Annotated in this window: 9 protein-coding genes; 6 read left to right on the top strand and 3 right to left on the bottom strand. The window is 48.7% G+C overall.

What is annotated here, in order from left to right; genetic code table 11:
- The first annotated feature begins 186 nt into the window (after window positions 1-186).
- Together SGI97_08070 and SGI97_08065 are read left to right on the top strand one after the other, a co-directional pair.
- Window positions 187-1,269, top strand: a complete 1,083-nt coding sequence (locus SGI97_08070; GenBank protein MDZ4723844.1) for a hypothetical protein — start codon at window positions 187-189, stop codon at window positions 1,267-1,269.
- An 811-nt stretch (window positions 1,270-2,080) separates the two neighbouring features.
- Window positions 2,081-4,669, top strand: a complete 2,589-nt coding sequence (locus SGI97_08065; protein MDZ4723843.1) for a T9SS type A sorting domain-containing protein — start codon at window positions 2,081-2,083, stop codon at window positions 4,667-4,669.
- 487 nt (window positions 4,670-5,156) lie between these two features.
- Here the strand turns inward: SGI97_08065 and SGI97_08060 are convergent, their stop codons facing one another.
- From SGI97_08060 to SGI97_08050, 3 genes are all read right to left on the bottom strand, one after another.
- Window positions 5,157-5,567: a response regulator gene (locus tag SGI97_08060; protein MDZ4723842.1), complete on the bottom strand. Its 411-nt coding sequence runs from the start codon at window positions 5,565-5,567 to the stop codon at window positions 5,157-5,159.
- A gap of 20 nt (window positions 5,568-5,587) precedes the next feature.
- Window positions 5,588-6,931 carry a phosphomannomutase/phosphoglucomutase gene (locus SGI97_08055; GenBank protein ID MDZ4723841.1) on the bottom strand — a complete coding sequence of 448 codons (1,344 nt, stop codon included), beginning with the start codon at window positions 6,929-6,931 and terminating at the stop codon, window positions 5,588-5,590.
- A gap of 144 nt (window positions 6,932-7,075) precedes the next feature.
- A complete protein-coding gene (locus SGI97_08050; GenBank protein MDZ4723840.1) occupies window positions 7,076-7,801 on the bottom strand; it encodes an SIMPL domain-containing protein in 726 nt (241 codons plus the stop codon).
- A gap of 165 nt (window positions 7,802-7,966) precedes the next feature.
- On the opposite strand from SGI97_08050, the gene SGI97_08045 reads away from it, so the two are divergent.
- The 4 genes from SGI97_08045 to SGI97_08030 all read left to right on the top strand — a co-directional run.
- Window positions 7,967-8,857 (top strand): ABC transporter ATP-binding protein, encoded by an 891-nt coding sequence (locus SGI97_08045; GenBank protein ID MDZ4723839.1) that lies wholly within the window; start codon window positions 7,967-7,969, stop codon window positions 8,855-8,857.
- Window positions 8,857-10,155 (top strand): ABC transporter permease, encoded by a 1,299-nt coding sequence (locus SGI97_08040; GenBank protein ID MDZ4723838.1) that lies wholly within the window; start codon window positions 8,857-8,859, stop codon window positions 10,153-10,155. The genes SGI97_08045 and SGI97_08040 overlap by 1 nt, the downstream gene beginning before the upstream one ends.
- 405 nt (window positions 10,156-10,560) lie before the next feature.
- Window positions 10,561-11,166, top strand: a complete 606-nt coding sequence (locus SGI97_08035; protein ID MDZ4723837.1) for a redoxin domain-containing protein — start codon at window positions 10,561-10,563, stop codon at window positions 11,164-11,166.
- 592 nt (window positions 11,167-11,758) lie between these two features.
- A partial coding sequence (locus SGI97_08030) for a hypothetical protein (GenBank protein ID MDZ4723836.1) occupies window positions 11,759-13,048 on the top strand: 1,290 nt, incomplete at its 3' end.

The following is a 13,048-nucleotide window of genomic DNA, read 5'->3' as shown; positions in this document are numbered from 1 at the left end:
TATTGCGAAACCGCCCACATCATTTAAGATGAGGTTTTATCCCGATTGGGTCATTGCAATGTGCGCTAATGTACCCCGAGGTTCATTAAGCAGTCATGAGAGAATTGGTGAGCAATATATATCATTGTTTTATAATAGTTTAGGGCTATATTTGTGGTAGGCATGCCGGTTGTTTATTTAATAAGTATGCAAATCATAAGATTAATAAAATCGCGCCTTGTTATCCTTTTGGCCATGCTCCTTCTGGTGCTCCCAGTTATAGGTGCAGGAGCACAGCCAAACGACGATTCTCGACGGATTGTCATGCTCCAAAGTGAACTGGAACAGACCGACGATCTTATCGCTCGAGCTTCCAATAAGGCAAGGACTTCTTCGAATCCAATATCACAGAAACTTGCCGCGCAGGCCGGAGAACTTCAGAAAGAGGCGTGGGTAAGTTTCTCCCTGCGCACCGAATCAGGATTCCGGCTTGCCCGTCAATTTACTGCTCAGGCCCATGAAACTGCCCAAAGCTCGCTTGGCAATAGCCCGAAAGGGGAACGACTCGACGATTTTGTGCTCCGCAGACTCGAGCGGATTCAGGAGCTTGTCGACCGAACCGAAGCAGAGATAGGCCAGGATTCTGCTCATGGACGCTTTGAGCTTTACCAATCGGCTCGCTCGGATTTGGAGCGAGCATGGGTATTGTATAGAAACCACGAGTTTCGTCCGGCTCTCAGACTTTCGGAGCAGGCAGAGAGGGCCTGTGAGAAAGTACTTCGTGGCGAAAACAACCGAGTAAGCGAAAAGCGGCAATTCGAGCACCTTTCCCAGCGAGTCCAAGGAGCGATAGATCAAACCCGTCGTTCGGCATCTGATTGCATTGACTCCCAAGAGACTCTTGAACTTCTCGAAGAGGCCGGTAGAGCGCACGAAAAGGCCCGCGAAAGGTCTGCCAATGGCCGTCCCCTCTTGGCGCTTAGGGAGCTTCATCGAAGCCGGGAGTTGGCTGGAATGGCAGAACAGGCATGCCATGGCTCAGAGGGACTTCTCAAATACTACGATAAATTGAGAGCCGAAGCTAAAATACTGGCATCAAGAATTAATGAAAAAAGGGGGCCCCGGAAGGATAAAACAGCCAAATTTCTCCGGCAAGGTTTGGACCAATTGGACCTGGCAAAAGGGTTCATAGACAATCATCGCCCCAAGGCCGCCGCCGCCGCTCTCCGGGCAGCCCAGCTTTCCCTTCGGCAGGTGGAACACCACGGGAAGGGTGGCATTCGAAGATAGCCATGAAGGCCTCGTTTGTGAATTAGTTCACAAATATAGATTTGTTTCTCGTCACCGTGCGTTTCAAAATCCGAGCACTGAATATTCTGAAGCGAATATCCGTCGCTTGTGAATATAATCACTTGTGACTGCTCCCGAACTACCGTCCGCTGGAAAATTCCCTTAGTTTAATGAGTCATGTAAAAGTCATATAATCACGGCTTCAGGTTCGCGTTAATTTCCGACACGGTATCCAGTGCCGCGTGTCCGGCTATCGTCGCACTGGGTTCAGATTGGGTCTCTAAACGATCTGTGCGGCTCACTTCTTGGGCTGCCGAAATCAGACGCGGTTAGTCCGAAATCAGGGTCGATTTATAAATTATTCACATTTCCACAAAAAATATGCTTGACATTATCGTATTTTATGGTATTTTCTCATTGTCCAGGGAAATAGTTGTGTGAAAATCGCTTCTGTTTTGAATCCTTCGCACCTTGAGTAACAGTAACTCAAACTTATTGTTACGATGATTTAAGCTCTGATTCGCGGTTTCTTTAGAGATAGTAAGACCACGGGTTTTTTGATATTGCCCTACGGTTTTAGTCTTCTCGATAATATCTCCATAAACTAATTATAGATGATTGCGCTGTTGAACCCATCTCTCGGTTCATCTGTCATCCAAACCGGCGCTATGATTTTATGATTAGCCGGGTACCGATTCCCGACCCTTCGGGGAAAAAAACGGTAAGACAAGGTGACTATATAAAATCAATATGATTGGTATGATCACCGAACACTAACATGATTTTTAGAGTGCATTAAAGGAGCAATTTAATGATGCAAAAAAGAACGATATATTCTTTGCTGCTGATCTCCTTTATGGTGGTATTCTCGGCATCAGCTTCGTTTGCTAACCAGGTACTAGTCCAGTCAAAGAACGCCTCACGCTGCGCAGCCGCAGTAAGCAACGCTATCAATGTGACAGCTGTTGTTTCCTCGGATTCTGTCAGCGCTGTGGAAGTTGTCCTCGAGATAACTGGTAACTTTACTGGCATACCTTCGGTTACTTTTGACGCTGGTTTGACACAACTTGACAATCGTGTAATCGACTTGACTCAAGCTAACGGAGTCTCGCCGGACACGGTCCGATTTGCCGCTATGCGAACTGTATCTACGGACGCTGCCTTATTGGCAGGTACGAAGGTCATCGCGAGGATTAACGTTGGAACTGCGAATGTATGCGCTGGTATTATCAACCTGAACAATGGTGTTTTCACTTATCCTAACCCGGTAGGCGTTATCACCACCCAGTTTGTTAATGCTGCCAATTCTTCGCTTCTTCCTGTAGCCGTAACCAATGGTGTGGTTACTCTTGTCAACGCCGCCCCGGTCTTGGCTTCCATTCCGGATGCCACGCTCCCCTGGGGTACGTTGTACACAGGCTCGGCTTCTGCCACGGATGCTGATCAGGCAAACTGTGAGAAGCTGACCTATGCCAAACAGAGCGGCCCGCTTGCTTTGAATGTTAACGCCACTTCAGGCGCTATCTCCTGGTTAACCACCGGAAACGATGTTTGCGTGAATACGGTTGTTGTAAAGGTAACCGATTCATGCGGTGCCACAGATCTCGATACTTTCGCTATCTGTGTTACCAACGTTGCACCGACAATAACTTGTGTTGCTCCCGTCCTCCTTTGCGGTGGCGAGCAGCTCAATGTTTCGGTAACCGGCGCGGATTCCGACTTAGGTCCTCGTCCGCTCATCTATTCCCTGGCCTCGACCACTGCTCCCGGCGTTGTTCTTGTCGACCCGGCCACTGGTCAAGTTACCTGGGATCCAGGACCTAACTCAGGCTCGTTCTCAATCTGTGTTGCAGTTACTGACAGCGCCAAAGTCTGCTCTCCTTGCAGTCCAAGCAACGCTGACACTTGCTGCTTTACGGTCAACGTACTTAACAATGATATTACCATTGAAGGAGTAGCGAACCAGGGCCAGGGTGAATTCACGACTGTCGATGTCTCAATGAATCCCTTCCCGTCGTTTAACACCCCAATGGGCGGTTTTGACTTCCTGATCCGGTATGATGCTTCGGCTCTCTCCTTCCAAAAGGCTGAGCCAGGTCAATTTATTCTGGATTGCGGATGGGAATATTTCACCTATCGCTTTGGCCCGAATGGCAACTGCGGTAACAGTGGCTGTCCGCAAGGCTTCCTCCGTATAGTGGCTATCGCCGAGACCAACAACGGCGGCGCTAACCACCCGGATTGCTTTGTTAATGGCAGCGCCTTGATCTCCAACCAGTTGGCAATCCTGACATTCTTTGTCTCGAACAATCGTACATTCGAATGTCAGTGGGTTCCTATCGACTTCTTCTGGTATGATTGCGGCGACAACGCGCTTTCGACAATAAGCGGAGACTCGCTTATTATCTCCAGCCGTGTCTACGCCAGCAATGGTGTAGGCTCCTACTACCAGATAGATACACTGAGTGACGGTACTCTCCCGAGCGCATATGGCGCTGTCGCTCCGTTATGCGATGTCTACACAGCCAAGGGTCAACCCGTCCGTTGTGTCGATTTCTACAGCGGCGGTATTGCCATCATCTGCGCCGACTCGATCGACGCTCGTGGTGACATCAACCTCAACGGCATTTATATTGAAATCGCCGACGTCGTTATGTTCACTAATTATTTCACCCAGGGACTCAGTGCTTTCACTACACATGTCAATGGTTCTATTGCCGCCTCCGATGTCAATGCTGACGGTACGGCATTAACGGTTGCTGACTTAGTGTTGGCTATCCGTATTGTTGTAGGAGACGCAGCTCAAAATCCTAAGCTGGACCTCATCTCTGTTAACGCCAATCAGACCGGAGATGTCTGGTCAGTGAACGGCGTCAACCTTGGTGGTGTTGCTATGACTGTTGCTGGAAATGTCGTTCCGAAACTTCTCGCCGAAAACATGGGCATGGAATATCTATTCGATGGTACGAACACTCGTATTATCATTGTGCCGATGATTGGACTTGAAGGCAACGAAACCGCAATCGAGAAGGTGACCGGCTTTACCGGCGCATTCATCGAAGTTGCTGGTTCTGTTACCTCAATCGAGATGGCCGACATTTATGGCAATTCGATTACTGTCAACAAGGTCGTAGTTCCGACAGCCTTTGCTCTGTCCCAGAACTATCCTAATCCGTTCAACCCCAAAACCAACATTAGCTTGGCTCTGCCGAATGCAAGCGACTATACCTTGACGATTTATAACGTCCAAGGTCAGGTTGTTCAGACATTCGAAGGCCATGCCGACGCTGGTTACAAGATCATTGAATGGGATGCTTCGAACGTTGCCTCAGGTATTTACTTCTATAAGGTAAACGCCGGTACGTTCAGCGAAGTCAAGAAAGCGGTCTTGTTGAAGTAATTTACTTCATAGAGAAAACTTTCTGATAAGTAAAAGCCCTCGCATTCGTGCGGGGGCTTTTTTTGTGTGTGTTGAGAGGGGTGTCGCGCGCCGGGTGACCGTCAGGTCACACCGCCCTAAGAAGACCGGCAAGACCCGACGGAATAGGTTAATGTCATTCCAGCGAAAGCTAGGGAATCCATCTTCTCTTCATTCGTTGCTCATCGCTCGCTGTGGGCTTTTATATGTGGTGCAGGCCAATGATGGCCTGCACGTCTATTTACCCTGGATTCCGGCCTGCGCCGGAATGACATTATGAGGGTACAGCACTAATCGTGTAGGACGGTGTGATCTTTTCTCCCCCCTCTATTCCTTGGGAGGGGGGAGGGTGAGGGCATATTCAATTCCGTGGTGTCGGGCGTCTCTACCCGACACTTTAATCAAACAGTCAGGCAAGGGCTTTCAAGTCTGCTGAAGGAGGACGCCTGACTGCACTTAAACAGAAAAATCAGTCGGAAGAACTAATAGCGAGAGCGTCCGTATTCAAGTGTATATCCCGTTTTACCTCGAGGGTCTTCTCTATTAGCTCTTCTATCTGGGCTATTCGAAATGGCTTCAGCAAAAAACCATCGGGGCCCGCGGCGCTAATCATCTCAGGCGTCGCATAGCCGCTGATAAAAATCACGGGCATTTGTGGATAATGCAACCTGACCAATTTGAGCAGTTGGAAACCGTTTATATCCGGCATTTTGATATCGGTAATGACCAAATCTATATCAGATTTCTGTAACAGACCAAGCGCTTCTGTCGCGTTCGAGGTAGAAAGCGTTTGATAACCGACCGCGCTCAAGGTATCGTTCAGCAGTTCCTGCAAGAGAGGGTCGTCGTCGACAATCAAAATCTTTGCGCTCGGTGACATTCTGTTTTCCCCTTTCTAATTCAAGATCGGATAAGTTTGAGCAGTTCGTTTGTCTTCTCAGTCAAAAGCTTTTCAGAGTTTGCTTCCACATTAAGTCGTATAAGCGGCTCGGTATTTGAAGCCCGCAGATTAAACCAATAGTCGTCATAATTGACAGTCAACCCGTCGAGGGTATCCTGTTTTCCGGAGGCATACGTTTTTTGAATCAAAGCAATTTTCTCGGGTATTGATGTCACCCGGCTGTTGTGCTCGCCGGAGCGAAAATACGGATCCATCTCATGGACCAATTCATGCAGCGGACGGTTCTCAATAGAGAGCAATTCAAGACAGATCAGAAAGGCTATAAGCCCTGAGTCTGCAAACCAATTGTCGCGAAAATAAAAATGTCCCGAATGCTCGCCGCCGAAGATAGCATTCTGTTGTTTCATAAGAGGCTTGATGAGGGCATGGCCGACCCGTGTGCGGAGCGGCTTGCCGCCGATTTTGCTGATAAGTTCCGGGACGGCTTTTGAGGAGATAAGGTTGTACAGTATCGTCTCGCCTTTATGTTTGGTCAGCAGAGATTTTGAGATAAGCGCAGTAACCATGTCGCCGCCGAGCGGTTTGCCATGGGCATCGACCAAAAACATGCGGTCGGCATCCCCATCAAAGGCCACACCAAAATCGGCTTTGGTTTCCGCTATCTTCTTTTGTAAATCCACAAGGTTTTCCAGTTCAATCGGCGAAGCGGGATGATTAGGGAAATTACCGTCAAGTTCAAAAAACAGTTTGATGACTTCAATGGGTAGCATATTCAGCGTCGGCGGGAGAGTCGCGCCGGCCATGCCATTGCCGGCATCGATAACTATTCTGAACGGTCGTATTTTTGTGACGTCAATAAATGACAGACAGTGCTCGGCATAGGCCAGTGTAATATCCTTTTTGGTCATGCGGCCCGATTTTGTTGACGGCGATGGCAGGCTGTTATTTTGAATTGAAGCAAGCATGACATCCAATCCTTCGCTGCCGGAAAGCGGTTCGGCATTTTGTCGGCAAATTTTGAAACCATTGTATTCTTTGGGATTGTGGCTCGCGGTAATCATCACCCCGCCGGCATATTGATATTTACCAACAGCAAAATATAGTCCATCGGTCGAAATAAGGCCGAGATCAATGACATCGACCCCTGATTCCATCAGCCCCCGGCTTAGCGATTCAAAAAGAATGTCCGAAGAAAGCCGCATATCCCTTCCGACTGCAATGCTCGATGGCTTGAGATAGCCCGCGAGGGATTTGCCGATAAGGTAGGCGGTGTTGGCATCGAGCTGGTCGGGATACGTTCCGCGAATATCGTAAGCTTTAAAAATTGTTGAATTTATCGGCATTCCAAAGACCTTGCTGTTATGTATTAACTGTGCTTTTTTATACGCGGAATGCTAAAAACAGAAGCAGGCAGATGCAAGTTTTAACTCTGCGAAAGGCAGAGCGGGCAGGAACACAGTCGATAGGTAATGAACTGGGTGAAGAGGCTACTCTATAAGGAAGCTGATATTCACCGTCGAGACGACTTCCTTCTGGATCGACGACATATCATTGACGCCATAGTCTGAAACTTCCTGAGAATACAAAGGACGAATTTGGAAGACGCCGATCCGTGCCGAAAGTGGCGCACCGACTTCTTTGCCGGTCGTCTTGGCCAACTGTTCGGCGCGGAGTTTCGCGTTTTCGGTTGCAGCCTTGATCATTTCAATTTTGAGGTCTTCAAGTTTAGTAAAGACATATTTGGGCGGGAGGGTTGTTATGGCTACGCCTTGCTCGATAAGCGAGGAAGATTCACGGGCAAGCAGGGTGATTCGGTCGACATCGGCGACATGCACTTTAATACTTTGGTAGAGTGTATATCCGGCAGGACGTCCTTCGCGGTCGTAGCTCCGGTTGACCTGGACGGTTCCAATTTCGATGGACGTGTCAGCAAATCCGCTGGCGATGAGAAACTGGCGGGACTTCTCAAGACCGGTCTTGATCGTGGCATAAGCGGCTTCGAGCGAAAGATCATCGGCTGTGACATTTGCTTCCCAAATTGCAAAATCAGAGGTGATGGGTTTGATGGCGGCGCCAGTTACTGTGACAGCCCGCCCGAATCCTTTCACCCGAACAAAAGTAGAGCTGGCGATAAATGCACAAATTATTAATGCCAATCCGAGGACCAGGCTTGCGATGATGGTGTTCCTATTATTCACAGCGTTCGAATTCATTAAATTCTCCAATAAAAATTTGTGCGCTTATAACCTAAGTGTCAGTCTTGAGGGCGGCATTGTCAAGAGGGTAACTTATGGAATATATGCATTATCCTCGAAGGTGACTGAGAAACTTTTATTCCTTGCTTGGTGTGTGGCGAGGATTTAGATTCTTATTCAAGCATGATAACGGCAGATAATCTTTGTAAAAAATACGGCAGTCTTGTCGCTGTCGATGGGATATCCTTCGCCATCCAAAAAGGGGAGATGTTCGGTCTGCTCGGCCCTAATGGCGCGGGTAAAACTACCACGATTACGATGATAGTCGGCGCGCTGCGTCCCGATTCCGGCACAATAACAATCGATGGAGAAATCGACCCCACCCGAAACTCGGTGCGTCGCAAAATCGGCACTGCTCCGCAGGCGCTTGCGATTTATGATGACCTCACCGCGGAAGAAAACCTCTTCTTTTTCGGACGTCTGTACAATCTCTCGGGGAAATTACTCCGCGATAAAGTCGATTGGGCGCTTTCGTTTGCCGGGTTGACATTGCGCAAGAAAGACAAAGTCAAAACATTCTCAGGCGGTATGCAACGGCGGCTAAATCTCGTCTCCGGTCTTCTCCATGACCCGCCAGTTATTCTGATGGACGAGCCTACCGTCGGCATTGACCCGCAATCGCGCAATCAGATATTTGATAGCATTGAAATGCTCAAAAAAGAGGGGCGGACGATTATTTACACCACGCATTATATGGAAGAAGCCCAGCGACTGTGCGACCGTGTGGCCATTATTGACCAAGGAACAATATTGGCTCTGGATACAGTCGATGCATTGATCCGCCAGTACGGCGGCCAACCGACAGTTGAGGTTGAGTTTACCTCCACACCAGATAAACATGTTAAATTCCCCGGCGATCTCACCGGCAATAAGCTGAGGGCAAAAACAGATAAACCGCTCGAAGTTCTGGCGCAAATTTCCGCGACTGGAATTGAATTTCAGCATGTCGGAATTGAACGAGCGGACCTTGAGGCGGTATTCCTGCAACTAACCGGAAAGAAGTTGCGCGACTGATGTCTACAATATTTCATATCGCGATGAAAGACCTGCTCTTGCTCTGGCGCGACAAAGCTGGGCTTTTCTGGGTGCTTGGTTTTCCACTTCTGATGGCGCTGTTTTTCGGTTCAATATTCAGCAGTAGCGGCGGGACCGGCAGCCAATCAGCGATGAAAGTTGCCGTTATCGATAATGACCAGAGCGACCAGAGCCATGAATTTGTCACACAGTTGGGGGAAATCGACGCTCTGTCCGTTTCGTCCATGTCTGCCGATTCGGCAAAACAGATGGTGCGAATCGGAAAACTCATCGCATTCCTGCAGATAAACAATGGATTCGGAGAGTCGTTTGGCTTCGGCGGCGAGGAAGGCTCTGAGCTGCTGGAGCTTGGCATTGACCCATCGCGCACAGCCGAAGGCGGCTTCCTGAAAGGAATGCTATCTCAGGCATTTTTTCAGAGTATGCAGAGTTCGTTTTCAAATTTAAGCCAGAGCGTAAATCTTCAGGAAAGATTGTCTGCGATTAAAAAAGATACAACGCTCACACCCGCCGACCGTGATCGGATACGCGCTGTGCTGACCAACCTCAGCGGCCTCTTTGGCGCGCTCCAACAAGACACCTCTGGCATCGACAGCGGCGCGGATAGCGCTTCCACAGAAAATGCTATGAGCGGACCAAAGTTTAAAATGGTCGATATCTCGCTTCAGCGCTCTGGGCCGCGATCGTCATGGGAGATAACCTTTCCGTCGTCGATACTCTGGGCGCTCATCGGCGTCTGCGCGAGTTTTGCCATCTCGATAGTAATCGAGCGGACCAAGGGAACATTCCTGCGGCTACGGCTTGCTCCGATAACACGCACACAAATTCTGGCTGGAAAAGGGCTCGCCTGTTTTCTCGCGAGTGTACTTGCCGCAGTTCTCCTATTGGCCTTTGCCGCTGTGGTCTTTCATATGCGCATTACAAATCCGCTGGGCCTGATTGCGGCTGTTATCGCTGCCTCATTTTGTTTCGTGGGGCTCATGATGTTAATCTCGGTCATGGGCCGAACCGAACAAGCTGTCGCCGGAGCAGGCTGGGGAGTATTGCTTGTCATGGCAATGCTGGGCGGAGGAATGGTGCCGCTTTTTGTGATGCCGTCATGGATGCAGACGATGAGCAATGTCTCACCGGTGAAATGGGGCATTGTCGCGCTTGAAGGCGCAATCTGGCGCGAGTTCACTTTCGGTCAGATGATGACTCCCATTTTGATCCTCGTTGCGGTCGGGATTGTTTCTTTCGCCATCGGCGCACGGGTGATAAGCCGTCAAGAGGGTTAGGATGCGCGGAGGCGGAATCGTTTCTGCAAAATATTCGAGAAATTTTCTTCTGACATCTAATAACTTGGCTGCGTATCAATAGTACATCACCAGAGGATTGCGGCTGAAGGCATCTAAGACCGAAGGAAGCAATGACCGTAGGGAATGCTGAAAGCTCGACTGGGAGAGGTTTGACCATGAACTTTTTAAGAGATTTTGTGCATAAAAGGCTTCACACAGGCCCGCTTGGCGGCTATCTTAGTCGGCTCGGCTTCAAGATGCCCCCCCCCCGCGATAATTTTCCTTTTTTCAATTCCACACTCACAACGCCTTGCACGGCTGCTTTTTGCAGAACGCGCTGTATCTTGTTGAGTTTCGGATAATGAACACACCAAAACTTATGCCTATTTATGAGGGGAATTCTTGATGCAAAGTAACAAGACAGACAGACGAGTACGCTTTCGAAGCCTCTCCATCGGACTTATTGTCCTGCTCACAGGCGCTGCTGCCTATTTGGGCGGTTCGTTTGCCGGAAGCATCATCAACGACAAAAAAGAAGCCGAAGTCCATGCGGAAGAAGTCGCTGAACGAAAACTGTTTGCCGAACGTCTGTTAGAGCGCATGGGCACACTTTCGGTCGGCGATACCCTGCCTGATTTCGAGTTTGACGACACAAATGAGAATCATTTTATGCTCTCTGACCTAATTACAGGAAACACCATCATCTGTTACGTCGAACCAGCCTGCACAGCCTGTCATGGTCAACTTAAGATGCTTGACTCGCTTATCAGAAAGGGAGAAATGACAAAAGATGAGATTATTGTAATCGGGACTGGAGATTTTGAAGAGACCAAATTCATCCACAATGATATCAAGCTCTCCTTCCGCATCCTCAATGACCACCAGAGGGAAATCGGGACAAAATATAATATATCAAGTTATCCCTTTAACATATATGTTAACTCATCCCGAGAGATTGGTGCCATCCATCCGTACGCGCTCACAAAGGAGGAGATCGTCACTCTGAGATAGATTGGATTCATGGAATGAAGAATTCAAACGTGTGAGTCATTGATAACGACTCACTTTAGAAACGAGGTATCAAAATGTTAGATAAAAAATTGATGAAAGCATTGGGATTGGTCTCCCTCTTCATGTTTATTTTTGCTTTTGCCTTTACTGTGTCCCCTACCCCTGCAAAAGCGGATATAGATTTGTGTTGTGCTATCTGGTGTGAAACTAATCCATCACTTTGGGAGTGTTTGGGTTACAGGGCGCCTAACGGGCAATGCATCAGCGGTCCGAATCTGCATTGCCCTTGGGAATGCCGCACATGTCCGCCGCTTTGATTTGCAGCTCAAATATTTAACGCATTACATATTCGGGGATAGCAACCTTAGTATAGTTTGAGATGGCCGGTCTTAGATAAGTGTGAGACCAGCCATCATTGAAATCAACGTTTGCCTGTGTCAGTCAGTGCCGGTTCCCTTTCGAGAGAGTAAAAGTGCGAAAGCTACAGACGATATGCCCCCTTGTGATCTTCCTTCTTACCACGCCTTTGCCCTTATCGAGTCAAGACAGTTTCCAACATCCATATGGTCTCCAAACAAATAATAAGCTGAAAATGCTTTTCACTAACGTGGGGGAATTTTATCAAAATCCGGGCGATACCATTACTGACCCACTTACCGGATTAACTTATCGATTACTTGCCTATCCACCTGAAGGCGATGGCGCATACCTCTCAGGACATCTCACCATAGGAGGCATTGTAAAGGGTGATACGCTTTGCACTCGTTTTGGAGCATTAGAGCTGACTACGGATCCGAGCGCACGGGGACTCTTCAGTTATCAGACAATCGACACTCGGCAAACATACTATGCGTCGGAAGCGCGTTCTGAACTTGATCTTGTTTGTCAGTATGTCGACACTGTTATCAGAACACCTTATCCTTTTACCGTGGGTGGCTATCCTGAGAATAAACACACACCGCTGGGGGTCAAAATTCTCCAGCGTTCTATGTCATGGTCCGGATCGGCTGTTGATGATTTTATCCTGGTAACCTATGAGCTTGAGAATGTCAGCACACAGACCATCAAACAAATCTATGTAGGGATCGATGTCGGCCCTCCTATCGTATTTAATCCAATGGATTCCAATGCGAACTTTTATGCTGGCCATCTCAAAGATTGGCAATCTCCAGACGGTTGCGGCTACCGGGACACAGTCGGTGTTTCTTATCTTATAGACACAGACGGCAGATTCGGTGATCGAGAGTGGAGCGAAAGAACTCCGAGGGCGGCTGTCGGCATTCGTCTGCTTGAAGCTCCAAGCGAGGCCAAGCGTCGCAACTTTAACTGGTGGACTGGTGGCCCTATTTTTGTCGATGGGCAACCTGCTGACCTTCCTTGGGGACCGCGCCGAATTCCCCAACCCGGTGAACCGTTTCGCGATTTCGGACGCGGCCTGGGCTTTCCCTATTATGATAACAACTATTACTATCTGCTGAGCCACCGTGAATTCGATTACGACCAGATGTTTGCGGCAGTTGACCAAACCTCAGAAGGTTTTCTACCGCCGCATGAGAAGGCTATCGAATTTGCTACTCACAGCTACGCTGATTTTGTTTATTCATTTGGCGGATTCGATGTTCCTCCCGGCGCTACAGCCGAATTTACTATTGCCATTGTGGGGGGCGATTCCATCCATGTCGATTCGAACGCCTACGCAAACTATTTCAATCCTGAAAACCCGACCGCATTCTACAATTCCTTGGATTTTTCTCTTCTTGCCAACAATGCCCGCTGGGCGGATTGGGTCTATGATAATCCCGGTATCGACACGGACGGTGACGGCTACATGGGTGAATTCAGAGTGTGTGATGCCGAAACGACTTGGTACAAAGGAGATGGT

This window comes from Candidatus Zixiibacteriota bacterium (assembly GCA_034439475.1).
In the GTDB taxonomy this organism is placed as follows: Bacteria; Zixibacteria; MSB-5A5; order GN15; family FEB-12; genus JAWXAN01.
This window is presented reverse-complemented; position numbering and strand designations above follow the sequence as displayed.